Here is a 26,256-nt window from a genome sequence, read left to right as displayed (position 1 = left end):
AATGTCAAGAGATTTAAGATTTACTAGAAATATCGGGATCGCGGCTCACATTGATGCAGGTAAAACTACAACAACAGAACGTATCCTTTATTATGCTGGGGTAAACCACAAGATTGGTGAGGTACACGAAGGTGCATCGACCATGGACTGGATGGTACAAGAAGCTGAACGTGGGATAACCATCACGTCTGCAGCAACTACTGTTTTCTGGCCTTACCGCGGTAACAAATATCAGGTAAACGTTATCGATACTCCTGGACACGTTGATTTTACCGTAGAGGTAAATCGTTCATTACGTGTTTTGGACGGATTGGTATTTTTGTTTTCAGCTGTTGATGGTGTTGAGCCTCAATCTGAAACCAACTGGCGTTTAGCTAACAACTATGCAGTTCCTCGTATTGGTTTCGTTAACAAAATGGACCGTTCTGGAGCTGACTTCTTAAAGGTTGTTAAGCAAGTAAGAGACATGCTGGGTAGTCATGCAGTTCCTTTGCAGTTGCCAATCGGCAGTGAAGAAAACTTTAAAGGTGTGGTTGATTTGATCAACAACCGTGGTATTGTTTGGAATGAGCATGATAAAGGTATGACCTTTACTGAAGTGCCAATTCCTGATGATATGTTGGATGATGTTGCGGAGTGGAGAGAGAACTTATTAGAAGCTGTTGCTGATTATGATGAGTCATTAATGGAGAAATTCTTTGATGATCCTAATTCAATCACTGAGCGTGAGATTCTTGATGCATTGCGTAAAGCAACTTTGGATGCGAAAATCGTTCCTATGGTTTGTGGTTCATCTTTCAAAAACAAAGGTGTTCAGACCATGTTAGACCTGGTAATGGAATTATTACCTTCGCCAATGGATGTAGATGGTATCACTGGTACTAATCCTGAAACTGGTGCTGAAGTAACCCGTCAACCAGATATCAACGAGCCTTTTGCAGCTTTAGCATTTAAAATTGCAACGGATCCTTTCGTAGGTCGTTTGTGCTTTATCCGCGTTTACTCGGGTAATTTAGAAGCAGGTTCATACGTTTATAATGCACGTTCTGAGAACAAAGAACGTATTTCTCGTATTTTCCAAATGCATGCTAACAAGCAAAACCCTATTCCTAACGTTGGAGCAGGTGATATTGCAGCGGTAGTAGGATTTAAAGATATCAAAACAGGTGATACACTTTGTGATGAGAAAAACCCAATTATCCTTGAGTCTATGGACTTTCCAGAGCCGGTTATCGGTTTGGCGATTGAGCCTAAAACTCAGGCTGACGTTGATAAATTAGGTATTGGTCTTGGTAAATTAGCTGAAGAAGATCCTACATTTAGAGTTCAGACAGATCAGGAAACTGGTCAGACTGTAATCTCTGGTATGGGTGAGCTTCACTTAGATATCTTGATTGACCGTTTAAAACGTGAGTTCAAAGTTGAGGTTAATCAAGGTGCTCCACAAGTTGCTTACAAAGAAGCTATCAACGGAACAGTTCAACATCGTGAGACTTATAAAAAGCAATCAGGTGGTCGTGGTAAATTCGCGGATATTCAGGTTGTTATTTCTCCTATCGATGCTGATTGGGAAAAAGGTGGTTTACAGTTTGTAAACGAAATCACTGGTGGTGCAATCCCTCGTGAGTTTATTCCTTCTGTTGAGAAAGGTTTTGCAGCATCTATGGCTAATGGAGTATTGGCTGGTTATCCACTACCAGACATGAAAGTTCGTTTAATTGACGGATCATTCCACGCTGTCGATTCAGATGCTTTATCATTTGAGCTTGCAGCTAAGATGGCTTACCGTGAGGCATTACCTAAGTGTAACCCAGTATTGATGGAGCCTATCATGAAAATCGAGATCCTTACCCCGGAAGAAAACATGGGTGATGTAATCGGTGATATGAACCGTCGTCGTGGTCAGCTTTTAGGTATGGATTCACGTAACGGTGCCCAGGTAATTAAAGCAACTGTGCCTCTTTCTGAGATGTTTGGTTATGTAACTCAGTTACGTACCATTACTTCTGGCCGTGCAACTTCTACTATGGAGTTTGATCACTACGAGCCAGCTCCTAAAAACGTACAGGATGAAGTAATTGCTAAATCAAAAGGCAGAATCAAATCTGTAGAATAATAAATTGGTAGCCGGTTATTAATAGCTCTAACCGGCTGCTTTAATACATATATATTATGAGCCAAAGAATCAGAATTAAATTAAAATCTTACGATTACAACTTGGTAGATAAATCTGCTGAGAAAATCGTTAAAACTGTTAAGCCTACGGGTGCAGTAGTTAGCGGACCAATTCCGTTGCCTACAGAAAAGAAAATTTTCACTGTTTTGCGTTCACCACACGTGAACAAAAAAGCACGTGAGCAGTTTCAATTATGTGCTTACAAGCGTTTGTTAGATATTTATAGCTCTAACTCAAAAACAGTTGATGCATTAATGAAACTTGAATTGCCTAGCGGTGTTGAAGTGGAAATTAAAGTATAACTATATTTAGTTTAAAAAATAAGGCCTTCCTGAGTATTTCAGGAAGGCCTTATTTTTTGTTATCTGTTTTTTAGTTCGTCAAGTTTGTTGCGCTCGTCCTGAAGCTCTCTGGCAAGTTTTTTCTCTTTATCATTGGCTTTAGTTTTATAGGCCTGGTACTCCTGGGCGATTTCTTCGTATAAGGTGCTTCGATATTTTGCTTCATGAATATGCTTTGCTGATCTTAATATAACAATAGCAAGTGCTGCAGCAAGCACAACAATCATAGTCCATACTATTGTATTGTAGCTTGATTTAGTAAATGATATTCCTAAGAAACTAATCTCATTTACTTTTGCATTTGAACTGGCTAATGAACTCTCATTCCCGCTGATCTGTGCTTTTAAACTACTGATGTTGTTTTCTTGCTCTTTGATTTTTTTTGTTGCATTTGCGAGTTGTTTACGCCCCGTTGCCAGGGTGTCATTTACATTTTTCCAAAAGACACCGAGTCGGGCCGGATTGACAAGTTTATAGCCGTTTAAGCTTTTAGATTTCGAAAGCATGAGTTGGTACTGACCTTTGAGGCTGGGATCAACAATTTTAATGGAATCTTTTACAAGCTGGCCCTGAGCACTGAGGGCGTTGATGCTCAGTATTAAAGCCGAAACAATTGGGAGTATGACTTTTTTCATAATATGGGTATTGGTTACGTCTAATTTAACAATGATATTCTAATTTTATTGTGTTGACCTCGTAGATAGTATATTTGCAGCAATGTCGGTATTACTATTTACAATTATAGTTTTAATAGGAGCCTTTGCGGCCGGATTGGTAGGTTCGCTTACAGGACTGGGCGGAGGGGTAATCATCATTCCACTGTTAACGCTGGCATTAGGGGTTGATATTCATTATGCTATTGGCGCCTCTATTATTTCGGTAATTGCAACTTCATCGGGTTCTGCAGCTGCTTATGTTAAGGAAGGGATTACGAATATCCGGATAGGAATGTTTTTAGAGGTTGCTACTACCATTAGTGCAATTATCGGGGCTGTGGTTACTGTTTACATTAATCCGGGCTATATTGCTGTTATTTTTGGTTTGATCCTTTTGTTTTCGGCAGCAATGATGGTGCGAAAGAAAGTAGACCGGTCGGATAATGATACTTCGGGGAAGCTTGCTGTATTTTTTAAATTGAATGGTACTTATCCTACAGATGAAGGAGTGAAGAAATATGCGGTGCATAATGTTGTGGGTGGTTTTTTGATGATGTTTGTTGCGGGGATTATATCAGGTTTGCTTGGAATTGGTTCCGGAGCCTTAAAAGTAATTGCCATGGATAACATCATGCGAATACCTTTCAAGGTGTCGACAACCACAAGTAACTTTATGATGGGGGTAACTGCTGCCGCGAGTGCTATCGTTTATCTTCACCGTGGACAGATAGATCCTGGAATTGCAATGCCGGTAACAGTAGGTGTATTGCTTGGTGCAACGATAGGATCGAAAATATTGGTTAAGGCAAACACAGATAAGTTGAAAGTTGTATTTGCTGTGGTGGTTACATTTTTAGCATTGCAGATGATTTATAATGGTTTATCAGGTAGATTATGAGCAAAGAGGATAAGAATTTTTTTGCTGACAAGGATATTCAGGTAATCCTGGGGACCTTGTTAAGGGTTGGTGTCATTTCTTCTATGACTGTCGTGTTTATTGGAGGGCTTATTTATTTGTTTTTTAATCATTCTAGTCTGATTGATTATGATAAATTTGACTCAGGTAAATCGGGTTTGTCATCTATTTCGGCAATTTTTTTGGGAATAAAGAGGCTGGATGGCGCTGCTATTATTCAATTTGGCGCCTTATTGTTGATTTTTACCCCTATTGCCCGGGTTGTTTTTTCCATATTTAGCTTCCTTGTAGAGCGTGATTATCTATATGTTGTGATTGGTTTAATGGTTTTGTCCATTATTTTATATAGCTTAAGTGATAAGTTGGTCGGATAAAACTTACTTTAATTACGTGCTACCCAATGAAAATAAATTTTTAGCGATTATTTGAAAATATATTTAGCTAACTATTTGAAAATTAAGATTTCTTTCTTATTTTTGCCCTCCCTTAAGTGGGATGTGTATCCACCTTGAACGAAGCCCTACTGCTTCGATGGGTGTTAATTTAAAAAAAGAAAATGTCAGGTATTATTGGAAAAAAAGTAGGAATGACCAGCATATTCGACGCAGATGGTAAGAATATACCATGTACTGTGATCGAAGCTGGACCTTGTGTAGTTACACAGGTAAAGACCGAAGAGAAAGACGGTTACGTTTCAGTTCAGTTAGGTTTCGACGAAGCCAAAGAAAAAAACACTACCATGCCTCTTAAAGGCCACTTTGCGAAAGCAAGCACTACCCCAAAACGTAAACTGGTTGAATTTGAGCCGTTTGAGGAATCGCTTAATTTAGGTGATACTGTAACGGTTAGCATTTTCAACGAAGGTGATTTTGTGGATGTAGTTGGTACGTCAAAAGGTAAAGGATTCCAGGGTGTTGTAAAGCGTCATGGTTTCGGTGGTGTTGGTGGACAAACTCACGGACAGCACAACAGGATGCGTGCTCCAGGTTCATTGGGTGCTGCTTCGTATCCTTCTCGTGTATTTAAAGGTATGCGTATGGCGGGCAGAATGGGTGGAGACAGAGTGAAAATTCAGAACTTACAAGTTTTGAAAGTTTATGCTGATCAAAATCTGGTTGTAGTTAGTGGTTCCGTTCCAGGAGCTAAGGGTTCTTACGTAATCTTAGATAAGTAAGCAGATGGAAGTTAAAGTATTAAACATTTCAGGAAAAGAGACAGGTGCCAAGGTGCAACTTCCTGAGTCGGTATTTGGCATAACGCCTGTTGACCACGCAATTTATTTAGATGTTAAGCAGTATTTGGCTAATCAACGTCAAGGTACTCACAAGTCTAAACAACGTAATGAGATTGCTGGATCAACCCGTAAATTATATAAGCAAAAAGGTACTGGTGGTGCTCGTGCAGGAAGTATTAAATCTCCATTGTTCAATGGTGGTGGTCGTGTATTTGGCCCTCAGCCACGTGACTATAGCTTCAAGTTGAACAAGAAATTAAAATCATTAGCTCGTAAGTCTGCTTTATCATACAAAGCACAAGACAATAATGTTGTGGTTTTAGAAGATTTTACTTTTGACACAATCAAAACTAAAAACTATATCAATTTGGTTAGCGCGTTGAACCTGACTAACGAAAAGACATTGTTGGTTTTACCTTCACAAAATAACAATATCTATTTATCAAGCAGAAACATTCAGAAAGTGAAAGTAATTACTGCAGATCAGTTAAATACCTATGATGTATTGAACTGTGGCAAACTTTTGTTAACTGCGGATTCTGTTAAAACAATCGAGGAGGCATTTGCCAAGTAATATGGAATTTTTAAAGAAACCAATATTAACAGAGAAAGCTTCTGCATTAACAGAAAAGTCTAACCGCTTTACTTTTAAAGTAGAACACAAAGCAAATAAATTGCAGATTAAGTCAGCCATAGAAAAAATGTACGGCGTTAACATTTTAGCCATTAACACAATGGTTGTAAATGGTAAAGTTAAGTCCAGAAATACTAAAGGTGGATTAGTTACGGGGCGGACCCCGAAATACAAGAAAGCGATTGTAACCCTGGCAGCAGGTGAAACAATTGATTATTACTCGAATATTTAATAAGAATTGAATAATTTATAACTATGGGCTTAAGAAAATTTAAACCAGTCACTCCGGGAACCCGCTTTAGAGTAGGTGCCAGCTTTACGGAGATTACAGCAACCAAGCCCGAAAAATCATTGGTTGTATCTTCTAAGAAGTCGGGAGGACGTAACAATTCAGGAAAGATGACTATGCGCTACATGGGTGGTGGTCACAAAAAATCTTACCGTTTAATTGATTTTAAACGTGAGAAATTTGATATTCCTGCAACAGTAGCTACTGTTGAGTACGATCCAAACCGTACTGCACGTATCGCATTATTACATTATGCAGATGGTGAGAAGCGTTATATTATTGCACCGGAAGGATTGCAAGTTGGGCAGAAAGTATTGTCAGGTGATACTGCAACTCCAGAAGTTGGAAATACTTTGAAATTAAGCAATATCCCATTGGGATCTATCATTCACAACGTGGAGATTCATCCAGGTCGTGGTGCTCAGTTGGCACGTAGTGCCGGTGCTTATGCTCAGTTAGCTGCTCGTGATGGTAAATATGCTACATTGAAAATGCCTTCAGGTGAAGTAAGATCTATCTTAGTTACTTGTTTAGCTACAATCGGAGCTGTTTCGAATTCTGATCACGCAAATGAAGTGTTAGGTAAAGCAGGTCGTAACCGTTGGTTAGGTCGTCGCCCTAGAACTCGTCCGGTAGCGATGAACCCGGTAGATCACCCTATGGGTGGTGGTGAGGGCCGTTCGTCAGGAGGTCACCCTCGCTCAAGAAAAGGCGTTTTGGCTAAAGGCTTCAAAACCCGTTCACTTACAAAATACTCAAATCGTTTCATCATAGAGAAAAGGAAGAAATAATGGCTCGTTCGATTAAAAAAGGACCTTATATTGACCATAACGTAGAGAAGAAAGTAGTCTCTATGAATGATTCAGGCAAGAAGTCTGTAATTAAAACTTGGTCTCGCAGATCAATGATCTCACCAGATTTTGTGGGACATACATTTGCAGTGCATAACGGTAATAAATTTATACCGGTATACGTAACAGAAAACATGGTTGGTCATAAGCTGGGAGAGTTTGCTCCAACCAGAACATTTAGGGGTCACTCTGAAAAGAAAAAATAATTAAGAGATGGAAGCAGTAGCGAAATTAAACAATTGTCCAACCTCACCACGTAAGATGCGTTTGGTTGTAGATCTTATCAGAGGTGAGCGTGTTGAGAAAGCTTTACATATTTTAAAGTTTACCAATAAAGATGCAGCAATAAGAGTTGAGAAACTATTATTATCAGCTATCAAAAACTGGGAAACTAAGAATGAAGGTTCTCGCCCTGAAGAAAGCCAGTTATATGTGAAAACGATAATGGTAGGCGGCGGTCGTCAGTTAAAAAGATTAAGACCAGCTCCTCAAGGACGTGGTTACAGAATACGTAAGCGTTCAAACCATGTAACTTTGGTAGTAGATAGTAAAAACGTTGAAACTCAAACTAATTAACAGAAATGGGACAAAAAGCACATCCAATAGGTAACAGGTTAGGAATCATCAAAGGTTGGGATTCTAACTGGTTCGGTGGCAACAACTATGCTGATAAATTAGTTGAGGACGAAAAAATAAGAAAATACCTTTCTGCACGTATCGCAAAAGGCGGTGTATCTAAAGTTGTAATTGAGCGTACGTTAAAACGTATCACCGTTACAATTCACACAGCTCGTCCGGGTATCGTGATTGGAAAAGCAGGAGCGGAGGTTGACAAGATCAAAGAAGAGTTGAAGAAATTGACTAAAAAGGAAATTCAAATCAACATTTTTGAGATCAAACGTCCTGAGCTTGACGCACAATTAGTAGCAGAAGGTGTTGCAAAACAATTAGAAGCAAGGATCTCATTCCGTAGAGCAATGAAATCTACTATCGCATCGACTATGCGTATGGGTGCTGAAGGTATCAAAATTATGACCTCTGGTCGTTTAGGTGGTGCTGAGATGGCTCGTAGCGAACAGTATAAAGAAGGAAGAATTCCTTTGCATACTTTCCGTGCAGACATTGACTATGCATTAGCAGAAGCTTTAACTACTTATGGTAAAATAGGTGTTAAAGTATGGATCTGTAAAGGTGAAGTTTACGGTAAACGTGATCTTTCTCCAAACATCGGTGCAACGAGCAATGCTCCAGGCAAAGGTGGCAGACCAGAAGGTGCTTTTGGTGGCAGAGACAGAGATAACCGTGGCGGTGGCGACAGAAGAAACGATAACCGCGGTGGTGGTAATCGTGGCGGAAGAGGCCCTGGTCAAGGAGGTCCTGGTCAAGGAAGAGATAATAGAGGCGGAAATACTCAGAACAGAGGTCCTCGTAAATAATTAGTTAACAGATCGTTTAACGATAATATTAGAATAAAATGTTACAGCCAAAAAGAACGAAGTTCAGAAAGATGCAGAAGGGCAGAATGAAAGGTTTAGCAACTCGTGGTGCTGAATTATCATTCGGGTCTTTTGGGATCAAATCTTTAGAGTCGACTTGGATTACCAGTCGTCAGATAGAGGCAGCCCGTATCGCCGTAACTCGTTTCATGAAACGTGAAGGCCAGGTATGGATTAGAATATTCCCGGACAAACCGGTGACTAAGAAACCAGCTGAGGTACGTATGGGTAAAGGTAAAGGTGCTCCTGAATATTGGGTAGCCGTAGTTAGACCTGGACGCATCATTTTTGAAGCAGAAGGAGTTCCTTTAGAAGTTGCTAAAGAAGCTATGCGTTTAGCCGCTCAAAAATTACCGATCCAAACAAAATTTGTAGTACGTAGAGATTACGTAGAAGCATAATTAGTGTAGGGTTGAATGTTGTAAGTAACTTGTTATTACAACCTCTGGACCCGCAAAATAAAAATTAATAAAATGAAGAACTCAGAAATTACAGGGCTTTCACAAGAAGAGCTAGTAGCCAGGATTGCAGAAGAGACAGAAAACTTAGTAAAGTTAAAGTTTGCGCATACAATTTCGGCTATAGAAAACCCAAGCCGCATTAGCAAGGTTAGGAGAAATATTGCCCGATTAAATACTGAAGTGACTAAGCGTAAAGCTCAGTCTGCTACTGAAACTAAATAACTTTAGAGTCGAAATGGAAAGACAATTAAGAAAAACAAGAACCGGGTTGGTGGTAAGCAACAAGATGGATAAATCTATTGTTGTAGCGGTAGAACGTAAAGTGAAACACCCGATCTATGGTAAGTTTGTTAAGAAAACTACCAAATTTATGGCTCATGACGAGAAAAACGATTGCGGTATTGGAGATACAGTACTGATTATGGAGACTCGTCCGCTGAGTAAAAATAAGAACTGGAGATTAGTGGAAATTTTAGAAAGGGCTAAATAACATGGTACAACAGGAATCAAGATTAAACGTAGCCGACAATAGCGGCGCAAAAGAAGTATTGGTTATCCGTGTACTTGGTGGTACTGGAAAGCGTTATGCTTCTATTGGTGACAAAATCGTTGTTACCGTTAAAAGTGCATTGCCTTCTGGAAACATCAAGAAAGGAACAGTTTCTAAAGCAGTTGTAGTAAGAACAAAGAAAGAGATCAGACGTAAAGATGGTTCTTACATCCGTTTCGACGACAATGCAGCAGTATTATTAAATGCACAAGATGAGCCGCGCGGTACACGTATTTTTGGCCCGGTAGCAAGAGAACTGCGTGAAAAACAATTCATGAAAATTGTATCATTAGCACCGGAGGTATTATAAAATGAAAAATAAAGTAACTACACCAAAAGTAAAAATCCGTAAAGGTGATTTAGTAAAGGTTATAGCCGGCGATTCAAAAGGTCAGCAAGGAACTGTGCTTTCAGTATTAATTTCTAAAAGCAGAATTCTTGTAGAAGGTGTTAACCTTGTATCAAAACATACAAAACCAAATGCCGCTACCCCTAATGGTGGTATCATTAAAAAAGAGGCTGCTCTTCATATTTCTAACGTAGCGCTGATTGATCCTAAGACAGGTGCAACTACGCGCGTTGGCAGAAAGCTTAATGCTGATGGGAAATTAGTTAGGGTATCTAAAAAATCAGGAGAGGAGATCAAATAATGGCTTACGTACCAAGATTAAAAAGTAAATATAAAGAGGAAATTGTAACTGCACTTAAAGATAAGTTCAATTACAAAAGCGTTATGCAGGTTCCTAAGTTAGAGAAAATCTCTATCAACCAGGGTGTTGGTCGTTTCTCTGTAACTGACAAAAAGATTATGGATAGCTCTATTTTAGAGATGACTACAATCGCAGGTCAGCAAGCAGTAGGCGCAAAATCTAAAAAAGATATCTCAAACTTTAAATTGCGTAAAGGTATGCCGGTAGGTGTACGTGTAACATTGCGTGATAATAACATGTATGAGTTTTTAGATCGTTTAATTTCCGTAGCTTTACCACGTATCCGTGATTTCAAAGGTATCAATGATAAAGGTTTTGATGGAAAAGGCAATTACACTTTAGGTGTGACTGAGCAAATCATCTTCCCTGAGATTAACATCGACAAAATCAACAAAATTTTGGGTATGGATATTACATTTGTAACTTCTGCTACCAGCGATGTTGAAGCATTGGAACTTTTAAAGCAATTTGGATTACCGTTTAAAAATCAAAAAACAGAGCAATAATGGCAAAAGAAGGTGTAAAAGCTCGCGAAATTAAGCGCCAAAAATTGGTTGCTAAGTATGCTGAGAAACGTGCAGAACTTAAAGCTGCAGGTGATTACGAAGGATTAGACAAGTTACCAAAAAACTCATCGGCTGTACGTTTGCACAACCGTTGTAAGTTAACAGGTCGCCCTCGTGGATATATGCGTACTTTCGGTATATCAAGGGTATTGTTCCGCGATATGGCTTTAGCAGGAAAAATTCCTGGAGTAACAAAAGCAAGCTGGTAATTACCAGCTTACTTGTGTTTAAGGTTCAATTCCTTAAACCGTAAACAAAAGAATTAACCGATGGCAGGTCGTTCCGAATAGGTCGGAAAGGAAACCACTATCACAACTATATAAAAATGAATACAGATCCAATAGCAGATTATCTTACAAGAGTAAGAAATGCCATCAAGGCAAATCACAGAATTGTAGAGATTCCTGCATCAAACCTGAAAAAGGAAATTACTAAAGTACTTTTTGACAAAGGTTACATTGCTAACTACAAATTTGAAGACACAACGGTTCAAGGAACAATCAAAATCGCTTTGAAATACAATGCGATTACTAAGATCCCTGCAATCCGCACGTTAACACGTATTAGCAAACCAGGTTTAAGGCAATATGCCGGCGTTGAGAATATGCCAAGAGTATTAAACGGTTTAGGTATCGCAATTTTATCTACATCTAAAGGTGTTATGACTGATAAAGAAGCTGCTAAACTAAACATTGGTGGCGAAGTTTTGTGTCACGTTTATTAATTAAAGGAGGATAGCAAAATGTCAAGAGTAGGAAAAGCCCCAATTAATGTACCTGCAGGTGTAACAATTACCGTTTCTAAAGATAACGTAGTAACTGTTAAAGGTCCTAAAGGAGAATTAACTCAAGCAGTAGATTCAGATATCACTGTAAGTCAGGAAGATGGTGTATTAACCGTACAACGTCCATCAGAACAAAAAAGACACAAGGCATTACATGGTTTATACCGTGCTTTGATCAATAATATGGTTGTTGGTGTAACAGAAGGTTATAAAGTTTCTCAAGAATTAGTAGGTGTTGGTTACCGTGCTACAAATGCGGGTAATACATTAGACTTAGTTCTAGGTTATTCTCACCACTATGTATTCCAATTACCGGAAGAGATTAAGGTTACAACAACCTCAGAAAAAGGTCAGACTCCTAAAATCATTTTAGAAAGTATTGACAAACAATTGATAGGACAGGTAGCAGCGAAAATCCGTTCGTTACGTACGCCAGAGCCATATAAAGGTAAAGGTATCAAGTTTGTAGGCGAAGTGTTAAGAAGAAAAGCAGGTAAATCAGCTTCTAAAAAATAATCATCATGGCAGGGAAAAAATTATCTCGTAGAGATCGTATAAAAAAAGGAATCAGAAAAAGATTAACAGGTTCTGAAGGCCGTCCACGTTTATCGGTTTATAGAAGCAATAAAGGGATTTATGCTCAAATTATTAACGACGTAACCGGTAGCACAATTGTATCAGCTTCATCTTTATCTAAAGATTTTTCAGGTACAGGCAATAAATCTGAGCAATCAGTAGCTGTAGGTAAATTAGTAGCTGAAAAAGCAATCGCAGCTGGTATCAAACAAGTTGTTTTCGATAGAAATGGCTATTTATACCATGGCCGCGTTAAATCGTTGGCAGAAGGTGCTCGCGAAGCTGGTTTAGAATTTTAATCTGAAAATTAGATAAGAATGTCAACTATCAATATAAAAAGAGTTAAGACTAGCGAGATCGAATTAAAAGATCGTTTAGTTAGCATACAACGCGTAGCCAAAGTAACCAAAGGTGGTCGTACTTTCAGCTTCTCAGCCATTGTGGTTGTTGGAGACGAGAACGGGATCGTAGGTTACGGATTGGGTAAAGCGAAAGAGGTAACAGAGGCAATTGCAAAAGGTATCGATGATGCTAAAAAGAACTTGGTAAAAGTTCCTTTGTTAAACGGTACTGTACCTCACGAGCAAATCGGTAAATTTTCTGGTGGTTTTGTATTAATCAAACCAGCAGCTGTGGGTACCGGAGTTATTGCTGGTGGTGCGATGCGTGCTGTATTAGAGAGTGCTGGTGTACATAACGTACTTGCAAAATCAAAAGGTTCATCAAATCCTCACAACGTGGTAAAAGCAACTGTAGATGCTTTAACAAAAATGCGTGATGCTTACACTGTTGCTCAGCAACGTGGTGTTGATTTAAATAAAGTTTTTAACGGATAATATTATGGCTAAGATCAAAATAACCCAGGTAAAAAGCATTATCGACAGAAGCGAACGCCAAAAAAGAACAATGCAGGCTTTAGGTTTAAAGAAAATGAACCAGAGCGTTGAAGTTGAAGCTACTCCTGCCATTATTGGAATGGTAAGAAAAGTGAATCACTTAATCGCAATAGAGAGCATATAAATTATTAAAAGGTTGTTAATGTAGTTAATATAATTACATTTGCAACCTTTGTATATTGTTTAACCGTTGACCCTGATTAGTGAAAGCGAAGGGCAACACAACAAGTTTAAAAATGAACTTAAGTAATTTAAAACCTGCAGCAGGTTCTACTAAAAATAGTAAAAGAATTGGTCGTGGTACTGGTTCTGGTCGTGGTGGTACTTCGACTCGTGGACATAAAGGTGCTGGATCACGTTCAGGGCATTCAACTAAGATTGGATTTGAAGGTGGTCAGATGCCATTACAACGTCGTGTACCAAAAGTAGGTTTCAAACCTATTAACCGTGTAGAATACGTAAGTGTAAACTTAGATGTATTACAAGGTTTGGCAGAAAAGTTTAACTTAACAAGCATAGATTTTGCTATCTTGCAACAGCATGGTTTAGCATCTAAAAACGACTTAGTTAAAATTTTAGGTCGTGGTGAAGTTAAATCTAAGATAGAAGTTAAAGCACATGCTTTTTCTGCAACCGCACAAAAAGCTATTGAGGCTGTTGGAGGCTCAATCGAAAAATTGTAATTAATGAAGAAGCTGTTTACTACTTTAAGTAATATTTGGAAAATTCAAGAATTGAAAGAGCGTATACTTTATACGCTCATGATTCTTTTAGTTTATAGGTTTGTATCTCATGCGGTTTTACCGGGTGTAGATGCGACACTTTTAGGCGATAATACAAAGTCAGGCATTTTAGGTCTGTTGGATATGTTTGCGGGGGGATCATTTTCTCGGGTATCTATATTGGCCCTGGGTGTTATGCCTTATATTTCTGCGTCTATTGTAGTTCAGCTATTAGGTATCGCCGTTCCTTCTTTTCAGAAAATGCAAAAGGAGGGTGAGAGCGGAAGAAAGAAACTTAATCAGATTACTCGCTATTTAACTGTAGCCATTACTGCTGTTCAGGCAATTGGTTACGTTAAAACACAGGTTCCTGCTGAAGCTATTATTATTGACCATACATTGTTCTTTGTGATGGCAACTTTCGTGTTGTCTGCCGGTACATTATTCGTAATGTGGCTTGGTGAAAAGATCACAGATAAAGGTATCGGTAATGGTATATCACTAATCATTATGGTTGGTATTATCGCCCGTTTGCCTATCGCATTGTATCAAGAGGTGAGTTCAAGAGTTGTTGGTGAAGGTGGTGGATTGATTGCTCTTGTATTGGAGATTGTTGCGCTTTTTGCTGTTGTGATGTTTACCATCATGATTGTTCAGGGGGTACGTAAGGTTCCGGTACAATATGCAAAGCGTATTGTGGGTAACAGACAATTCGGTGGTGTAAGACAATATATTCCGTTAAAAGTAAACGCTGCAGGTGTTATGCCAATCATTTTTGCTCAGGCATTGATGTTTATCCCAGCTACTTTAACAGGTTTTTTCCCGTCATTACAAAACACTTGGTTGATTCAATTTAGTGATTACACTTCATTGGCATATAGTTTAACATTTGCTTTTTTAATTATTGCATTTACGTTCTTCTATACCGCTATAACTGTGAATCCAACTCAGATGTCAGACGACATGAAGAAGAATGGAGGATTTATTCCTGGAATTAAACCTGGATTATCTACATCGTCATTTATTGATGATGTGATTTCTAAGATTACTTTCCCTGGAGCTATTTTCCTTGCTATCATAGCAATTCTACCTTCGGTGGCTGTTAAATTTGGAATCAAATCTGAGTTTGCTCACTTTTACGGAGGTACATCTTTATTGATTTTGGTTGGTGTTGTTTTAGATACATTACAGCAGATTGAGAGTTATTTATTAATGCGTCATTATGATGGATTGATGAAGACGGGTAGGGTTACTGGTCGTACAGGAATTCCTGCTGCGAGTGGTAGTAATGCTGTGATTTAGTAAATAGAATGTCTAAGATCTATTATAAATCAAAAGAAGAAGTAGAACTGATAAGAGAAAGTTCTTTACTGGTATCAAAAACTTTGGCTGAAGTAGCCAAAGTTATTGGTCCCGGTGTTACAACAAAACAACTGAATGATTTAGCGGAGACTTTTATTAGAGATCATGGAGCAATCCCCGCATTTTTAAATTATAACGGTTTCCCTTACTCATTATGTATTTCGCCAAATGAGCAGGTTGTTCATGGCTTTCCTGGTGATTATGTGATTAAGGAGGGAGATTTGATTTCAGTTGATTGTGGTGTAATTAAGAATGACTTTTTCGGAGATTCAGCGTATACATTTTCGATCGGAGAAATTGATGCTGAGCGTAAGAAGTTAGTTGAGGTTACACAGGAGTGCTTAAGACTTGCAATAGAAAAAGCTGTTGTTGGTTCAAGGATAGGTGATGTAGGCTTTGCTGTTCAATCTTATGCAGAGGCAAATGGATTCGGAGTTGTAAAAGAATTAGTTGGTCATGGTGTTGGGGTTAAATTACACGAGAAACCTGAAGTACCGAATTACGGTAGAAGAGGAAGTGGAATTAAACTTGAAGAGGGAATGGTGATTGCAATAGAACCAATGATCAACGCAGGTACAGCAGGTGTTAAATTTTGGTCTGATGGCTGGACAGTAACCAGTAAGGATGATAAGCCTTCAGCTCATTTTGAACACACTGTTGCAGTAAAAAAGGGTAAAGCAGATATTTTATCAACCTTTTCATTCATTGAAGAAGTTTTAAAAGAAAAAAAGTAAATAATTAATTTTTTTTATTTAATTTTGCAACCCTGTTTAATAGCAGCTAATTCAGTAAAAATCAATATTATATGGCTAAACAAGCCTCAATTGAACAAGACGGTGTAATAAGAGAAGCACTATCAAATGCTATGTTCCGGGTAGAACTGGAAAATGGCCACGAGATTATCGCTCATATCTCTGGAAAAATGAGGATGCATTACATCAAGATTTTACCAGGGGACAAAGTCAAATTAGAGATGTCGCCTTACGATTTATCAAAGGGCAGGATTACTTATAGATATAAATAAAATGAAAGTTAGGTCATCAATTAAAAAACGTAGTGCTGATTGCAAGGTTATTCGTCGTAAAGGTAAGCTTTACGTTATCAACAAGAAAAACCCTAAATTTAAGCAACGTCAAGGTTAATTAAATTTTAGATTTAAGATTTACGGAAGTAGATTGCGTGGATTGAGGTTAAACTCTTTAAAGCGTAGATCGTAAATCGAAGATCGTAAATCAAAATCGCTAAATACAAATATGGCAAGGATATCAGGTATAGATTTACCAAGAAACAAAAGAGGTGAGATCGGGCTAACCTACATCTTCGGAGTAGGAAGAGCAACTGCGCAACGTATATTAACGGAGGCAGGTATAGATTTTAACAAGAAAGTACAGGATTGGTCTGATGATGAGTTATCAGCAATTCGTACCATTATTAATGACGGTGTTAAAGTAGAAGGTGCTTTACGTTCAGAAGTTCAATTGAACATTAAGCGTCTAATGGACATCGGTTGTTACCGTGGTTTACGTCACAGAAAAGGTTTGCCGGTGCGTGGTCAACGTACTAAGAACAACTCTCGTACACGTAAAGGCAAGAGAAAAACAGTTGCAAACAAGAAAAAAGCTACTAAATAAAATTAGTACTGAATAATAATTATGGCTAAGAGTAAAAAAGTTACCAAAAAGCGTATTGTTGTTATTGAGCCTGTTGGACAGGCACACATCAATGCTACTTTTAACAATATCATTGTTACCTTAACAAACAACAATGGTCAAACTATTTCATGGTCTTCTGCAGGTAAAATGGGATTCAAGGGTTCTAAAAAGAACACTCCATATGCAGCAGGTCAAGCTGCATCTGATTGCGGTAAAGTAGCATTTGACTTAGGTCTACGTAAGGTAGAGGTATTTGTTAAAGGTCCTGGTTCTGGTCGTGAATCTGCAATTAGAACATTGCAAGTTTCAGGAATTGAAGTAACCTCGATCAAAGATATTACACCGCTTCCACACAATGGATGTCGTCCTCCTAAGAAGAGAAGAGTTTAATTTATTAATTTTTAAAGCTAAGAGTCTGCAGCGTTAGGTTGCATGATACTTTAAAACAAAAAGCAATGGCAAGATATACAGGACCAAAGTCCAAAATCGCCCGTAAGTTCAGAGAGCCAATTTTTGGCCCTGATAAAGTACTAGACAGAAAAAACTACCCTCCTGGGCAACATGGTGCTTCTAAAAGAAGAGGTAAGCAGTCTGAGTACGCAGTACAGTTAATGGAGAAACAAAAAGTAAAATATACTTATGGCGTTTTAGAGCGTCAGTTCCGTAACTTATTTACCAAAGCGTCTTCACGCGGTGGTATTACAGGTGATAATTTATTACAATTATTAGAAGCTCGTTTAGATAATACAGTTTACAGATTAGGTATTGCTACAACACGTTCAGCTGCACGCCAGTTAGTTAGCCATAAACACGTAACAGTTAACGGTGAAGTTGTAAATATCCCATCTTATCAATTAAAAGCTGGTGATGTTATCGCAGTACGCGAAAAATCTAAAACATTAGAAGCGATCACTAATTCAGTAGCAGGAAGAGTAATCAATAAGTTTAATTGGTTAGACTGGAACGCTAGTGAGTTGTCAGGTAAGTTCTTAACTTATCCAAATCGCGACGAGATACCAGAAAATATCAAGGAAAACCTTATAGTAGAGTTATACTCTAAGTAATATATTTAGTTAATTGCCTTTATAGGCAATTAACTTTTTTTGCGTTACATAATTTTAATAACGATCTAAAAACATTATAAATGGCAATTTTAGCATTTCAGAAACCCGATAAAGTAATCATGCAGAAATCGACTGATTTCGATGGTACATTTGAGTTCCGCCCTTTAGAGCCCGGTTTCGGTGTAACAATTGGTAATGCCTTGAGAAGGATTTTGCTTTCTTCTTTAGAAGGTTATGCCATTACAAGTATTCGTTTTTCAGGCGTATCTCATGAGTTTTCAACAATGAAAGGTGTTGTAGAAGACCTAACGGAAATCATCCTGAATTTAAAACAGGTTCGTTTTAAAAAATCAGGTGATGCTGGTGATTCGGAGAAAGTTTTTATTTTGATTAATGGCCAGGAGCAATTTGTTGCTGGTGACATTACTAAATTCTCTAATAACTTTGAGGTTCTTAACCCTGATTTCGTTATTTGTAACATGGAGAAGTCTGTTACTTTAGAAGTGGAACTTACCATTAATAAAGGACGTGGATATGTACCTGCAGAAGAGAATAAAATAAATGATGCTGTTGTTGGCGTGATTGCGATCGATTCGATTTTTACTCCAATGAAAAATGTAAAATACACGATTGAGAATTATCGTGTTGAGCAAAAAACAGATTATGAAAAATTAATATTAGATATTTCAACAGATGGTTCAATCCATCCTGAGGAAGCGCTAAAAGAAGCTGCGAAGATTTTGATCCAGCACTTTATGTTGTTTTCGGATGAGAATTTAGTATTGGAATCTCAGGCAAAAGAAGAGACTAAAGAAGTTGATGAAGAAATCTTGCATATGCGCAAGATCTTAAAAACTGAATTAGTTGATTTAGATCTTTCAGTTCGTGCATTGAACTGCTTAAAAGCAGCTGATATCCGCACTTTAGCTGATCTTGTTTCTTACGATGTGGCTGATATGTTAAAATTCAGAAACTTTGGTAAGAAGTCTTTAACGGAGATACAAGAACTTGTTAAATCTAAGAGTTTGTCATTCGGTATGAACTTGTCTAAGTTTAAATTAGACGAAGAATAATAAGTAAAAAATATAAATAACAATATTGTTAATAGTGTATAATTCCCTCTAATAATAGAGACGGTATACATTGAATAAATCAAAAAATGAGACACGGTAGAAAAGTAAATCACCTAGGAAGAACAGATTCACATCGTAAGGCGATGTTGGCAAACATGGCTTCATCGTTGATTAAGCACAAAAGAATTTCAACAACTTTAGCAAAAGCAAAAGCTTTGCGTATGTATGTTGAGCCAATCATCACAAAATCGAAAACTGATACTACGCATTCACGTCGTATTGTGTTTGGATACTTACAAGATAAAGAAACTGTTACTGAATTGTTCCGTGATGTTGCAGCTAAAGTTGCTAATCGTCCGGGTGGTTATACCAGAATTATTAAGTTGAACAATCGTTTAGGTGATAATGCTGAGATGGCATTAATCGAATTGGTTGATTACAACGAGGTTTATGGTAAAGAAGCAGAATCTGCTGAGAAGAAAACTACACGTCGTGGTAGAAGCAAAGCTAAAAAATCTGATGCTCCTGCGGCTAAGGCTGAGAAAGCAGAAGTAGTAGCTGAAGAAGCTCCTGCAACTGAAGAGGCAGCACCAGAGGCTCCTGCAGCTGAAGCAAAATCTGAAGATAAAGGCGAATAATTATTCGTTTATCATCATAAAGAAAACCCTGATCGGATTAACGGTCAGGGTTTTTTGTTTATAGTTCTAATTTCATTTGTTCATCACCGGGTTTGGACTTATAGTGCTTTAGAATGTTCCACTGTATACGATCGTGTTTGAGCAAAGTAAAGTGATCGACCTGAAAACTTGCTTCAAATCTTTCGTTTTTATAGTGCTCATGTATCGCTGGAAACCTGTCTTTTAAATCTCTATATGCAATGGTAATATGAGGACTGATTTGGCTTTTTAGATCTTTCGATACAGCACCAACTATCTTTTTAATGTTTCTGTAAAGGCTTGTTATTTCTTTATTAACAAGAGCTTTTATAAAGACAACTTCATTGTCTGTAAATGCATCATAGTTTTCCAGTTCTTGTGTAAAAGGTTTAAAGTTCCTGGCCGCCTCCAAACTGTTGATTAATCGTGGTTCTGAAGTATCGTCGATATTTGGGAGGAAGAGTAGGGTAATATGAACAGGTGGCCTTAGAGCTTTGAACACCCTAAATTTTTTTGAGCATTCTTTTCTAAGCTCATCAATTAATAGAGAAAGTTCTGATGGGGGAAGTATGGCAATTAAATAGTTATGCGTCATAAAGCCAATTTACAATTAAATTCAAAAGGTTATCTTTGCAAAGTAATTCAAATTCATGTCCAATCAACTCCATTTACAGAAATTTCAGGCACAGTTAACTGAAAGTATTTCCTCTAATATTTTTTTAAAAGTCTCATTGGGGAATTACCAGGGGAATGAAAAGGAATTAAAGAACCTTTATGTACGAAAGGTAAATATTAAGAGAACAGATATGCTGTCTTTTACTTATCGTTATAAAACCAGGGATATTATTAAGAACTTTCCAATTGTTGAGGGGGTGGCTTTGGTGCTGAATTTTATCAGTAATGATTTTAAGATTGCTACGTTATTTACTACAGAGAAGGAGGTTATCCTTGAGTACGGTAAAAAGCAGTTGGTCACGTTACGTGAGAAAGCATTGATCAAACCAATTCAAGTAAGTTTATCTCACAATAAGGAAAAGAAGCGTTTAATTAAGGCAGATGGGAAGAATTATTTGGTCGATCTTAAATTGACTGATATCGAGGGGAATGTTTTTAAGAATGCGCAAGACAAGTATAAACAGATCAATCAATACATCGAGATTTTAAGCAGTTTGATTAAGGAACTGCCGGTAGGTAGTGTGAGGAATGTTGTGGATATGGGCTCTGGCAAAGGTTATCTTACTTTTGCTTTGTATGATTATCTTCAACAATTGTTGAACGAAAAGATACAAGTGACAGGGGTAGAATATCGGGAAGATCTGGTGTTGTTGTGCAATGCTATTGCGGAACGATCAGGTTTTGTTCAATTGGATTTTGTTCAAGGAACTATAGAAGATTATACCGTTCCGGCAATTGACTTGCTGATTGCGCTACACGCATGTGATACGGCTACAGATGATGCTATTTACAAAGGTATTAAAGCGAATGCGAAGCTAATTGTTGTTGCCCCTTGCTGCCACAAACAGATCAGAAGAGAAATTGAAAAGAATAAAGTTAAAAATGAGGTGTCATTTTTAACGAAGTATGGTATTTTCCTCGAACGACAGGCAGAGATGGTTACTGATGGTCTTAGAGCATTGGTGTTGGAGTATTTTGGATATAAAACAAAAGTTTTTGAGTTTATATCCGATGCGCATACACCTAAGAACGTACTAGTTGTTGGAATTAAGGTTAAGGACAAGGGAGCAAAGCATAAAGAAGGAATTCTGAAAAAAATTCAGGAGACTAAAGCGTATTTTGGCATAGGGTATCATCACCTGGAAAGATTACTTGATTTGGATCAGTAATAAAAGGCATATTTCTGTCATACTGTCACATTTTTGTAACCGCTTTCGGCCATAATTTTCATTAATTATTCTTAGCACAGGTCATTTCCTGCCAAAATTCAATTGGCACATTGCTTGTTAAACAGAAATAGATAATAAAGATTTCATAACATAAAGAGAGATAAATAACATGTCAAAAATTATTGGTATAGACTTAGGAACAACAAACTCTTGCGTAGCCGTAATGGAAGGTAACGAACCTGTAGTTATAGCCAACAGTGAGGGTAAACGTACTACGCCATCCATTGTTGCATTTGCAGAGAATGGTGAGCGTAAAGTTGGTGAGCCGGCTAAGCGCCAGGCCATAACTAACCCAACAAAAACAATTTATTCAATTAAGCGCTTCATGGGTAGCAGCTTTGCAGAAGTTTCAAAAGAAGCTGGCCGTGTACCTTATAAAGTAGTAAAAGGCGACAATAATACACCACGTGTAGAAATTGACGATCGTAAATATACTCCTCAAGAGCTTTCTGCGATGATTCTTCAGAAAATGAAGAAAACTGCTGAAGATTTCTTAGGCCATGAAGTAACTGAAGCTGTTATTACAGTTCCTGCTTATTTTAACGATGCTCAGCGTCAGGCAACTAAAGAAGCTGGCGAAATTGCTGGTTTGACCGTTAAACGTATTATCAATGAGCCAACTGCAGCTGCTTTAGCTTATGGTTTAGATAAGGCACACAAAGACATGAAAATCGTTGTGTTTGACTGTGGTGGTGGTACTCATGACGTTTCTGTATTGGAATTAGGTGATGGTGTATTTGAGGTTAAATCTACTGACGGTGATACTCACTTAGGTGGTGATGATTTTGACCATATCATTATTGAATGGTTAGCTGCTGAGTTTAAAAATGAAAATGGCATGGACCTTCACCAGGATCCAATGGCGTTACAACGTTTAAAAGAAGCTGCTGAAAAAGCTAAAATCGAGCTTTCAAGTACTACTTCAACAGAAATTAACCTACCTTATATTACCGCTGACGCTACAGGTCCTAAACACCTTGTAAGAACATTAAGCCGTGCTAAATTTGAACAGTTAGCTGGAGATTTAATTAAACGTACAATTGATCCATGTAAATCTGCATTGAAAAATGCTGGTTTAAAAACAAGTGATATTGATGAGATTATCTTAGTAGGTGGGTCTACACGTATGCCAGCTATCCAGGAAGCTGTTAAAGCTTTCTTTGGTAAAGAACCTTCTAAAGGTGTTAACCCTGATGAGGTTGTAGCTATTGGTGCTGCAATTCAAGGTGGTGTATTAACCGGAGAAGTTAAAGATGTATTGTTATTAGATGTTACTCCACTTTCTTTAGGTATTGAAACTATGGGTGGTGTAATGACTAAATTAATTGAGGCTAATACTACTATTCCTTCTAAGAAAGCAGAAACTTTCTCTACTGCTGCTGATAACCAGCCTTCGGTGGAAATCCATATCTTGCAAGGAGAGCGTCCTATGGCTGCTCAGAACCGTACAATTGGTCGTTTCATCTTAGATGGTATTCCACCAGCTCCACGTGGAGTTCCTCAGGTAGAAGTGGCATTTGATATTGATGCGAATGGTATCTTACACGTAAGTGCTAAAGATAAAGCTACTGGTAAAGAGCAAAAAATCCGCATTGAAGCTTCTTCAGGTTTGACTGATGAGGAAATCAAAAGGATGAAAGAAGAAGCAGAACAAAATGCAGATGCTGATAAAGCTGCTAAGGAAGAAGCTGAAAAAATCAACAGTGCTGACGCTTTAATTTTCTCAACTGAGAAACAATTGAAAGAGTTTGGCGATAAACTTTCTGCAGATAAAAAGGCGCCTATCGAAGAAGGTTTGAAAAAACTGAAAGATGCACATGCTGCGAGAAACTTTGCTGATATTGATGCAGCTCAGGAAGAATTGCAAAACGCATGGAATGCAGCTTCTGAAGAAATGTATAAAGGTGGTCAGGATGGTGCTGCACAGCCAGAAGGTGGAAACGCTCAGGCTGACGGACAAGCTGCTGATCACAGTGATAACGTTACTGATGTTGACTTTGAAGAAGTTAAAGACGATAAAAAGTAATTGTTAAGTGAATTATAACAAGAAAGGCCCCTGATCATTTGATCAGGGGCCTTTCTTGTTATACGGTCAACCTATTTTAGGCCGCGACGTACTGTATTAGTAAATGCTTAATTCCCAAAGATTTTCAGGATAAGTGCCATCTTTTACCAGCTCATCTATGCTGTTTTGTACAAAGGGCTTGTCTTCTTTGTAAGTAACACCGAACCATTGGTTGTCTGTAGGAATTACTTTAAAACTTGCTGCTTTACTTTTTACCAGGTTTTCTCCGATTAAAGGAATAAAGAATTCAGCCTTAGGTTTATCTTTATTTTCCAGTGCAAATACTTTAAATAGCTCTTCAGTTAATTTGAAAACTGCTGGTGTGAATCCCCAGAAGTTCATAGAAACAGGGGTGTTATATTCTAGAGGATACTCTACACCGTTTTCTTCATAAACGATAAGATCGTCTTTTTTATAAACCTGTGTGCGCTCTGTAATTTCTTCCAGATAACCAGTGTCATTCGTTTTGCAGACACCACGTGATACTGAACCAAAATCAGACAGTGTCTTTCCAATCTGATAACCAACAATAGCATAATTGCTATCTGTTGCTTCGTTGCTTAGAAAATCTACCATTTTTTTAAAGGCATCAAATCCATAATAATCATCAGCATTGATTACACAAAATGGTTCTTTGATTACATTTCTTCCAGAAAGAATAGCGTGTGCAGTTCCCCATGGTTTTTCACGGTAGATTTCTTCTTCGATGCCAAACTGCTTTAAATCGAAGTTTTGGAATACATATTCAGTTTCAATTTTTCCAGCTAATTTAGGCTCAAAAATAGCTTTGAAGTTATCTACAAATTCTTCTTTAATAATGAAGACTACTTTGCCAAAGCCTGCTTTGATAGCGTCATAAATAGAATAATCGATAATGGTTTCGCCATTTGGGCCAAAGCCATCAATTTGTTTCATGCTGCCATAACGGCTTGCCATACCGGCAGCTAGTATTAATAAAGTGGGTTTCATGCAAATAAAATAATGAAAAGGTTAATAGTCAATGTGAACTGTAAAATAATATGGCTAAAATACATTTTTTGATCTAGGTATAGAGAGTTTTTTGAGTTAAAATCCAAATATCCCCTTCCCACCGCTGCTTCTTGTTTTTTTTCCGGTTAACATGCCAAATAAACCACGTACAATTTCTTTACCAATTTGTCTGGTTATTGTCGCTCCCATTACCTGTTCAATAATGCTCTTTTCTCCTTTTTTAGTCGCTTCCTCTGGCTCTGGTTGACTTTCTTGTTCCGCCTGTTTATCATTTACCCGTTTTGTAAGTATGTCGTAGGCACTTTCTGGATCAATAGTCTCCTGGTATTTTTTTGTCATTGCGCTTCCTTGCGTCAGAGCAACGTATTCTGCGGTCGTTAATGGCCCCATAATAGATCTTGGAGCGGTAAGCATAGTTGCTGCTACTTCGGTGGGGATACCTTTTTCGTTCAATACAGTAATCAAGGCCTGACCAGTTCCCAGAGCTGTCAATATCTGGTCTATTTTATAGAAGTCGGAGCGAGGGTAAGTATTTACGGTTTTCTTTAAGGCATCAGCATCATTTGGTGTAAATACACGTAGTGCATGTTGTATGCGGTTACCCAATTGTGATAATACACTTTCGGGTACATCTGACGGCGATTGAGTGCAAAAGAAGACGCCTATGCCCTTAGATCGGATTAGCCTGATGATTGTTTCTATTTGTTCTAGAAATGCCTTAGACGAGTTCTTAAATAGTAAATGCGCTTCGTCAAAAAAGAAGACGAGTTTGGGTTTATCGAGGTCTCCGGCCTCCGGCATATTATAAAATATTTCGGCAAGCAGACTAAGTAAAAAAGTAGAATATAAAATAGGTTGATTCTGTACGTCGGAAATATTTAGGAGGCTAATCGTACCCTTGCCGTCAACTTTCCCAAAAAGATCTTCAATGTCAAAAGAACGTTCTCCAAACATGCCACTAAGACCTTGCTGTTCAATGGTTACAATTTTCCTTAATATAGTACCCGAAGTTGCCGTTGATATTTTTCCATAAGTACTTTTAATTTCTTCAGCACCTTCTTCATCAGAAAGGTAAGCAACAAGTTTTTTTAAATCATTTAGGTCGATTATTGGCATTTTATGATCATCAGCATACTTAAAGATCACAGCAAGTACACCGGTTTGCGTATCATTCAGATCAAGGATTTTTGCCAGTAATGTAGGGCCAAATTCTAAGACTGTTGCGCGCATTTGTGCACCAAGCTTGCCAGATAGTGAATAAAGCTCAAGTGGAAATCCGCTAGGGGAGAAGGGTTTGTTCAGCTGTGTTGCCCTTTCTTCAATTTTTGGGTTTATAGCACCCGGTTGATTTAATCCTGATAAGTCGCCTTTTACATCCAGCATAAATACAGGAACACCTGCGTCTGATAGTTGTTCAGCTAGCAGTTGCAATGTACGTGTTTTTCCTGTTCCGGTAGCCCCTGCAACCAGACCATGTCTGTTCATCATATGTAGCGGCAGGTTTACTTCGGCTTCAGCCAATACTTTACCCTCTAATATTCCTGCTCCTAAATAAATGTAAGAACCGCTTGGTTTGTAAGACGTTTTAATCTTTTCTATAAAATTTGCTGACTGATCATTCATATGGCGGTT

Annotated in this window: 39 protein-coding genes; 35 read left to right on the top strand and 4 right to left on the bottom strand. The window is 38.0% G+C overall.

The window, feature by feature from the left end; translation table 11 throughout:
* Window position 1: 1 nt before the first annotated feature.
* On the top strand, window positions 2-2,116 hold the full coding sequence (gene fusA, locus R2Q84_RS09345; RefSeq protein WP_316816265.1) for an elongation factor G: 2,115 nt from the start codon (window positions 2-4) through the stop codon (window positions 2,114-2,116).
* Between the two features lie 56 nt (window positions 2,117-2,172).
* Window positions 2,173-2,478, top strand: a complete 306-nt coding sequence (gene rpsJ / locus R2Q84_RS09340; protein WP_008244591.1) for a 30S ribosomal protein S10 — start codon at window positions 2,173-2,175, stop codon at window positions 2,476-2,478.
* Window positions 2,479-2,537: 59 nt separating this feature from the next.
* Here rpsJ and R2Q84_RS09335 read toward each other — a convergent pair whose 3' ends face one another.
* On the bottom strand, window positions 2,538-3,152 hold the full coding sequence (locus tag R2Q84_RS09335) for a hypothetical protein (RefSeq protein ID WP_316816264.1): 615 nt from the start codon (window positions 3,150-3,152) through the stop codon (window positions 2,538-2,540).
* Window positions 3,153-3,234: 82 nt separating this feature from the next.
* Between R2Q84_RS09335 and R2Q84_RS09330 the strand changes: the two genes are divergently transcribed.
* From R2Q84_RS09330 to rplQ, 31 genes are all read left to right on the top strand, one after another.
* The gene (locus tag R2Q84_RS09330) at window positions 3,235-4,071 is read left to right on the top strand and encodes a sulfite exporter TauE/SafE family protein (RefSeq protein WP_316816263.1); all 837 of its coding nucleotides are present in this window, start codon (window positions 3,235-3,237) and stop codon (window positions 4,069-4,071) included.
* Window positions 4,068-4,463: a DUF1634 domain-containing protein gene (locus R2Q84_RS09325; RefSeq protein ID WP_316816262.1), complete on the top strand. Its 396-nt coding sequence runs from the start codon at window positions 4,068-4,070 to the stop codon at window positions 4,461-4,463. Before R2Q84_RS09330 ends, R2Q84_RS09325 begins: the two co-directional genes overlap by 4 nt.
* Before the next feature lie 182 nt (window positions 4,464-4,645).
* Window positions 4,646-5,263 carry a 50S ribosomal protein L3 gene (rplC, locus tag R2Q84_RS09320; protein ID WP_316816261.1) on the top strand — a complete coding sequence of 206 codons (618 nt, stop codon included), beginning with the start codon at window positions 4,646-4,648 and terminating at the stop codon, window positions 5,261-5,263.
* A 4-nt stretch (window positions 5,264-5,267) separates the two neighbouring features.
* Window positions 5,268-5,897 (top strand): 50S ribosomal protein L4, encoded by a 630-nt coding sequence (gene rplD / locus R2Q84_RS09315; protein ID WP_316816260.1) that lies wholly within the window; start codon window positions 5,268-5,270, stop codon window positions 5,895-5,897.
* A 1-nt stretch (window position 5,898) separates the two neighbouring features.
* A complete protein-coding gene (rplW, locus tag R2Q84_RS09310; RefSeq protein WP_316816259.1) occupies window positions 5,899-6,189 on the top strand; it encodes a 50S ribosomal protein L23 in 291 nt (96 codons plus the stop codon).
* A gap of 23 nt (window positions 6,190-6,212) precedes the next feature.
* The gene (gene rplB / locus R2Q84_RS09305; RefSeq protein WP_316816258.1) at window positions 6,213-7,037 is read left to right on the top strand and encodes a 50S ribosomal protein L2; all 825 of its coding nucleotides are present in this window, start codon (window positions 6,213-6,215) and stop codon (window positions 7,035-7,037) included.
* Complete coding sequence (gene rpsS / locus R2Q84_RS09300; RefSeq protein WP_008244581.1) at window positions 7,037-7,303, top strand: 30S ribosomal protein S19; 267 nt, start codon at window positions 7,037-7,039, stop codon at window positions 7,301-7,303. The genes rplB and rpsS overlap by 1 nt, the downstream gene beginning before the upstream one ends.
* 7 nt (window positions 7,304-7,310) lie before the next feature.
* Window positions 7,311-7,673, top strand: a complete 363-nt coding sequence (gene rplV / locus R2Q84_RS09295; RefSeq protein WP_316816257.1) for a 50S ribosomal protein L22 — start codon at window positions 7,311-7,313, stop codon at window positions 7,671-7,673.
* Between the two features lie 5 nt (window positions 7,674-7,678).
* Window positions 7,679-8,533 (top strand): 30S ribosomal protein S3, encoded by an 855-nt coding sequence (gene rpsC / locus R2Q84_RS09290; RefSeq protein WP_316816256.1) that lies wholly within the window; start codon window positions 7,679-7,681, stop codon window positions 8,531-8,533.
* 38 nt (window positions 8,534-8,571) lie between these two features.
* Complete coding sequence (gene rplP, locus R2Q84_RS09285) at window positions 8,572-8,994, top strand: 50S ribosomal protein L16 (protein ID WP_048907441.1); 423 nt, start codon at window positions 8,572-8,574, stop codon at window positions 8,992-8,994.
* A 72-nt stretch (window positions 8,995-9,066) separates the two neighbouring features.
* The gene (gene rpmC / locus R2Q84_RS09280; RefSeq protein WP_012780782.1) at window positions 9,067-9,276 is read left to right on the top strand and encodes a 50S ribosomal protein L29; all 210 of its coding nucleotides are present in this window, start codon (window positions 9,067-9,069) and stop codon (window positions 9,274-9,276) included.
* Window positions 9,277-9,289: 13 nt separating this feature from the next.
* A complete protein-coding gene (gene rpsQ, locus R2Q84_RS09275) occupies window positions 9,290-9,544 on the top strand; it encodes a 30S ribosomal protein S17 (RefSeq protein ID WP_048907439.1) in 255 nt (84 codons plus the stop codon).
* A 1-nt stretch (window position 9,545) separates the two neighbouring features.
* Window positions 9,546-9,914, top strand: a complete 369-nt coding sequence (gene rplN, locus R2Q84_RS09270) for a 50S ribosomal protein L14 (RefSeq protein ID WP_008244575.1) — start codon at window positions 9,546-9,548, stop codon at window positions 9,912-9,914.
* 1 nt (window position 9,915) lies between these two features.
* Window positions 9,916-10,254 (top strand): 50S ribosomal protein L24, encoded by a 339-nt coding sequence (rplX, locus tag R2Q84_RS09265; RefSeq protein ID WP_316816255.1) that lies wholly within the window; start codon window positions 9,916-9,918, stop codon window positions 10,252-10,254.
* Window positions 10,254-10,820 carry a 50S ribosomal protein L5 gene (gene rplE / locus R2Q84_RS09260; RefSeq protein WP_316816254.1) on the top strand — a complete coding sequence of 189 codons (567 nt, stop codon included), beginning with the start codon at window positions 10,254-10,256 and terminating at the stop codon, window positions 10,818-10,820. The genes rplX and rplE overlap by 1 nt, the downstream gene beginning before the upstream one ends.
* A complete protein-coding gene (gene rpsN / locus R2Q84_RS09255; protein WP_316816253.1) occupies window positions 10,820-11,089 on the top strand; it encodes a 30S ribosomal protein S14 in 270 nt (89 codons plus the stop codon). Before rplE ends, rpsN begins: the two co-directional genes overlap by 1 nt.
* 116 nt (window positions 11,090-11,205) lie before the next feature.
* Window positions 11,206-11,604, top strand: a complete 399-nt coding sequence (rpsH, locus tag R2Q84_RS09250) for a 30S ribosomal protein S8 (protein WP_062550428.1) — start codon at window positions 11,206-11,208, stop codon at window positions 11,602-11,604.
* Between the two features lie 18 nt (window positions 11,605-11,622).
* A complete protein-coding gene (rplF, locus tag R2Q84_RS09245) occupies window positions 11,623-12,180 on the top strand; it encodes a 50S ribosomal protein L6 (RefSeq protein WP_316816252.1) in 558 nt (185 codons plus the stop codon).
* Between the two features lie 5 nt (window positions 12,181-12,185).
* On the top strand, window positions 12,186-12,539 hold the full coding sequence (gene rplR / locus R2Q84_RS09240; protein ID WP_090777435.1) for a 50S ribosomal protein L18: 354 nt from the start codon (window positions 12,186-12,188) through the stop codon (window positions 12,537-12,539).
* Between the two features lie 18 nt (window positions 12,540-12,557).
* The gene (gene rpsE, locus R2Q84_RS09235) at window positions 12,558-13,076 is read left to right on the top strand and encodes a 30S ribosomal protein S5 (RefSeq protein ID WP_008244566.1); all 519 of its coding nucleotides are present in this window, start codon (window positions 12,558-12,560) and stop codon (window positions 13,074-13,076) included.
* A 4-nt stretch (window positions 13,077-13,080) separates the two neighbouring features.
* A complete protein-coding gene (gene rpmD, locus R2Q84_RS09230) occupies window positions 13,081-13,260 on the top strand; it encodes a 50S ribosomal protein L30 (RefSeq protein ID WP_316816251.1) in 180 nt (59 codons plus the stop codon).
* Window positions 13,261-13,372: 112 nt separating this feature from the next.
* Window positions 13,373-13,819, top strand: coding sequence for a 50S ribosomal protein L15 (rplO, locus tag R2Q84_RS09225; RefSeq protein WP_316816250.1), 447 nt, complete (start codon window positions 13,373-13,375; stop codon window positions 13,817-13,819).
* A 3-nt stretch (window positions 13,820-13,822) separates the two neighbouring features.
* Window positions 13,823-15,160 (top strand): preprotein translocase subunit SecY, encoded by a 1,338-nt coding sequence (secY, locus tag R2Q84_RS09220; RefSeq protein ID WP_316816249.1) that lies wholly within the window; start codon window positions 13,823-13,825, stop codon window positions 15,158-15,160.
* An 8-nt stretch (window positions 15,161-15,168) separates the two neighbouring features.
* Window positions 15,169-15,954, top strand: coding sequence for a type I methionyl aminopeptidase (map, locus tag R2Q84_RS09215; protein WP_316816248.1), 786 nt, complete (start codon window positions 15,169-15,171; stop codon window positions 15,952-15,954).
* Window positions 15,955-16,025: 71 nt separating this feature from the next.
* On the top strand, window positions 16,026-16,244 hold the full coding sequence (gene infA / locus R2Q84_RS09210) for a translation initiation factor IF-1 (RefSeq protein WP_008244555.1): 219 nt from the start codon (window positions 16,026-16,028) through the stop codon (window positions 16,242-16,244).
* A 1-nt stretch (window position 16,245) separates the two neighbouring features.
* Entirely contained in the window at window positions 16,246-16,362 is a 117-nt protein-coding gene (gene ykgO, locus R2Q84_RS09205; protein ID WP_008244551.1) for a type B 50S ribosomal protein L36, read from the top strand.
* A gap of 111 nt (window positions 16,363-16,473) precedes the next feature.
* Window positions 16,474-16,851, top strand: coding sequence for a 30S ribosomal protein S13 (rpsM, locus tag R2Q84_RS09200; protein ID WP_012780794.1), 378 nt, complete (start codon window positions 16,474-16,476; stop codon window positions 16,849-16,851).
* 21 nt (window positions 16,852-16,872) lie between these two features.
* Entirely contained in the window at window positions 16,873-17,262 is a 390-nt protein-coding gene (rpsK, locus tag R2Q84_RS09195; RefSeq protein WP_048907426.1) for a 30S ribosomal protein S11, read from the top strand.
* A gap of 65 nt (window positions 17,263-17,327) precedes the next feature.
* Complete coding sequence (gene rpsD, locus R2Q84_RS09190; protein WP_316812995.1) at window positions 17,328-17,936, top strand: 30S ribosomal protein S4; 609 nt, start codon at window positions 17,328-17,330, stop codon at window positions 17,934-17,936.
* 80 nt (window positions 17,937-18,016) lie between these two features.
* Entirely contained in the window at window positions 18,017-19,009 is a 993-nt protein-coding gene (locus R2Q84_RS09185; RefSeq protein WP_316816247.1) for a DNA-directed RNA polymerase subunit alpha, read from the top strand.
* 86 nt (window positions 19,010-19,095) lie between these two features.
* Window positions 19,096-19,647, top strand: a complete 552-nt coding sequence (gene rplQ / locus R2Q84_RS09180) for a 50S ribosomal protein L17 (RefSeq protein ID WP_316816246.1) — start codon at window positions 19,096-19,098, stop codon at window positions 19,645-19,647.
* A gap of 58 nt (window positions 19,648-19,705) precedes the next feature.
* On the opposite strand, the gene R2Q84_RS09175 is transcribed toward rplQ, so the two are convergent.
* Window positions 19,706-20,260 carry a 2'-5' RNA ligase family protein gene (locus R2Q84_RS09175; RefSeq protein ID WP_316816245.1) on the bottom strand — a complete coding sequence of 185 codons (555 nt, stop codon included), beginning with the start codon at window positions 20,258-20,260 and terminating at the stop codon, window positions 19,706-19,708.
* Window positions 20,261-20,315: 55 nt separating this feature from the next.
* Here R2Q84_RS09175 and R2Q84_RS09170 point away from each other — a divergent pair, with 55 nt between their 5' ends.
* Window positions 20,316-21,509: an SAM-dependent methyltransferase gene (locus R2Q84_RS09170; RefSeq protein ID WP_316816244.1), complete on the top strand. Its 1,194-nt coding sequence runs from the start codon at window positions 20,316-20,318 to the stop codon at window positions 21,507-21,509.
* Window positions 21,510-21,678: 169 nt separating this feature from the next.
* A complete protein-coding gene (gene dnaK / locus R2Q84_RS09165) occupies window positions 21,679-23,595 on the top strand; it encodes a molecular chaperone DnaK (protein WP_316816243.1) in 1,917 nt (638 codons plus the stop codon).
* Window positions 23,596-23,691: 96 nt separating this feature from the next.
* On the opposite strand, the gene R2Q84_RS09160 is transcribed toward dnaK, so the two are convergent.
* Together R2Q84_RS09160 and R2Q84_RS09155 are read right to left on the bottom strand one after the other, a co-directional pair.
* The gene (locus R2Q84_RS09160) at window positions 23,692-24,603 is read right to left on the bottom strand and encodes an NDP-sugar synthase (RefSeq protein WP_316816242.1); all 912 of its coding nucleotides are present in this window, start codon (window positions 24,601-24,603) and stop codon (window positions 23,692-23,694) included.
* A 96-nt stretch (window positions 24,604-24,699) separates the two neighbouring features.
* Window positions 24,700-26,247 (bottom strand): helicase HerA-like domain-containing protein, encoded by a 1,548-nt coding sequence (locus tag R2Q84_RS09155; protein WP_316816241.1) that lies wholly within the window; start codon window positions 26,245-26,247, stop codon window positions 24,700-24,702.
* Window positions 26,248-26,256 lie beyond the last annotated feature (9 nt).

The sequence above is a fragment of the Pedobacter nyackensis genome, from assembly GCF_032678475.1.
GTDB lineage: Bacteria > Bacteroidota > Bacteroidia > Sphingobacteriales > Sphingobacteriaceae > Pedobacter > Pedobacter nyackensis_A.
Note: the sequence above shows the minus strand (reverse complement) of the source record. Positions and strands in the feature narration are given on the sequence as shown.

Coding starts and splice junctions, on each gene's coding strand:
- fusA (WP_316816265.1), top strand. CDS start 2: ATGTCAAGAGATTTAAGATTTACTAGAAATATCGGGATCGCGGCTCAC.
- rpsJ (WP_008244591.1), top strand. CDS start 2,173: ATGAGCCAAAGAATCAGAATTAAATTAAAATCTTACGATTACAACTTG.
- R2Q84_RS09335 (WP_316816264.1), bottom strand. CDS start 3,152: ATGAAAAAAGTCATACTCCCAATTGTTTCGGCTTTAATACTGAGCATC.
- R2Q84_RS09330 (WP_316816263.1), top strand. CDS start 3,235: ATGTCGGTATTACTATTTACAATTATAGTTTTAATAGGAGCCTTTGCG.
- R2Q84_RS09325 (WP_316816262.1), top strand. CDS start 4,068: ATGAGCAAAGAGGATAAGAATTTTTTTGCTGACAAGGATATTCAGGTA.
- rplC (WP_316816261.1), top strand. CDS start 4,646: ATGTCAGGTATTATTGGAAAAAAAGTAGGAATGACCAGCATATTCGAC.
- rplD (WP_316816260.1), top strand. CDS start 5,268: ATGGAAGTTAAAGTATTAAACATTTCAGGAAAAGAGACAGGTGCCAAG.
- rplW (WP_316816259.1), top strand. CDS start 5,899: ATGGAATTTTTAAAGAAACCAATATTAACAGAGAAAGCTTCTGCATTA.
- rplB (WP_316816258.1), top strand. CDS start 6,213: ATGGGCTTAAGAAAATTTAAACCAGTCACTCCGGGAACCCGCTTTAGA.
- rpsS (WP_008244581.1), top strand. CDS start 7,037: ATGGCTCGTTCGATTAAAAAAGGACCTTATATTGACCATAACGTAGAG.
- rplV (WP_316816257.1), top strand. CDS start 7,311: ATGGAAGCAGTAGCGAAATTAAACAATTGTCCAACCTCACCACGTAAG.
- rpsC (WP_316816256.1), top strand. CDS start 7,679: ATGGGACAAAAAGCACATCCAATAGGTAACAGGTTAGGAATCATCAAA.
- rplP (WP_048907441.1), top strand. CDS start 8,572: ATGTTACAGCCAAAAAGAACGAAGTTCAGAAAGATGCAGAAGGGCAGA.
- rpmC (WP_012780782.1), top strand. CDS start 9,067: ATGAAGAACTCAGAAATTACAGGGCTTTCACAAGAAGAGCTAGTAGCC.
- rpsQ (WP_048907439.1), top strand. CDS start 9,290: ATGGAAAGACAATTAAGAAAAACAAGAACCGGGTTGGTGGTAAGCAAC.
- rplN (WP_008244575.1), top strand. CDS start 9,546: ATGGTACAACAGGAATCAAGATTAAACGTAGCCGACAATAGCGGCGCA.
- rplX (WP_316816255.1), top strand. CDS start 9,916: ATGAAAAATAAAGTAACTACACCAAAAGTAAAAATCCGTAAAGGTGAT.
- rplE (WP_316816254.1), top strand. CDS start 10,254: ATGGCTTACGTACCAAGATTAAAAAGTAAATATAAAGAGGAAATTGTA.
- rpsN (WP_316816253.1), top strand. CDS start 10,820: ATGGCAAAAGAAGGTGTAAAAGCTCGCGAAATTAAGCGCCAAAAATTG.
- rpsH (WP_062550428.1), top strand. CDS start 11,206: ATGAATACAGATCCAATAGCAGATTATCTTACAAGAGTAAGAAATGCC.
- rplF (WP_316816252.1), top strand. CDS start 11,623: ATGTCAAGAGTAGGAAAAGCCCCAATTAATGTACCTGCAGGTGTAACA.
- rplR (WP_090777435.1), top strand. CDS start 12,186: ATGGCAGGGAAAAAATTATCTCGTAGAGATCGTATAAAAAAAGGAATC.
- rpsE (WP_008244566.1), top strand. CDS start 12,558: ATGTCAACTATCAATATAAAAAGAGTTAAGACTAGCGAGATCGAATTA.
- rpmD (WP_316816251.1), top strand. CDS start 13,081: ATGGCTAAGATCAAAATAACCCAGGTAAAAAGCATTATCGACAGAAGC.
- rplO (WP_316816250.1), top strand. CDS start 13,373: ATGAACTTAAGTAATTTAAAACCTGCAGCAGGTTCTACTAAAAATAGT.
- secY (WP_316816249.1), top strand. CDS start 13,823: ATGAAGAAGCTGTTTACTACTTTAAGTAATATTTGGAAAATTCAAGAA.
- map (WP_316816248.1), top strand. CDS start 15,169: ATGTCTAAGATCTATTATAAATCAAAAGAAGAAGTAGAACTGATAAGA.
- infA (WP_008244555.1), top strand. CDS start 16,026: ATGGCTAAACAAGCCTCAATTGAACAAGACGGTGTAATAAGAGAAGCA.
- ykgO (WP_008244551.1), top strand. CDS start 16,246: ATGAAAGTTAGGTCATCAATTAAAAAACGTAGTGCTGATTGCAAGGTT.
- rpsM (WP_012780794.1), top strand. CDS start 16,474: ATGGCAAGGATATCAGGTATAGATTTACCAAGAAACAAAAGAGGTGAG.
- rpsK (WP_048907426.1), top strand. CDS start 16,873: ATGGCTAAGAGTAAAAAAGTTACCAAAAAGCGTATTGTTGTTATTGAG.
- rpsD (WP_316812995.1), top strand. CDS start 17,328: ATGGCAAGATATACAGGACCAAAGTCCAAAATCGCCCGTAAGTTCAGA.
- R2Q84_RS09185 (WP_316816247.1), top strand. CDS start 18,017: ATGGCAATTTTAGCATTTCAGAAACCCGATAAAGTAATCATGCAGAAA.
- rplQ (WP_316816246.1), top strand. CDS start 19,096: ATGAGACACGGTAGAAAAGTAAATCACCTAGGAAGAACAGATTCACAT.
- R2Q84_RS09175 (WP_316816245.1), bottom strand. CDS start 20,260: ATGACGCATAACTATTTAATTGCCATACTTCCCCCATCAGAACTTTCT.
- R2Q84_RS09170 (WP_316816244.1), top strand. CDS start 20,316: ATGTCCAATCAACTCCATTTACAGAAATTTCAGGCACAGTTAACTGAA.
- dnaK (WP_316816243.1), top strand. CDS start 21,679: ATGTCAAAAATTATTGGTATAGACTTAGGAACAACAAACTCTTGCGTA.
- R2Q84_RS09160 (WP_316816242.1), bottom strand. CDS start 24,603: ATGAAACCCACTTTATTAATACTAGCTGCCGGTATGGCAAGCCGTTAT.
- R2Q84_RS09155 (WP_316816241.1), bottom strand. CDS start 26,247: ATGAATGATCAGTCAGCAAATTTTATAGAAAAGATTAAAACGTCTTAC.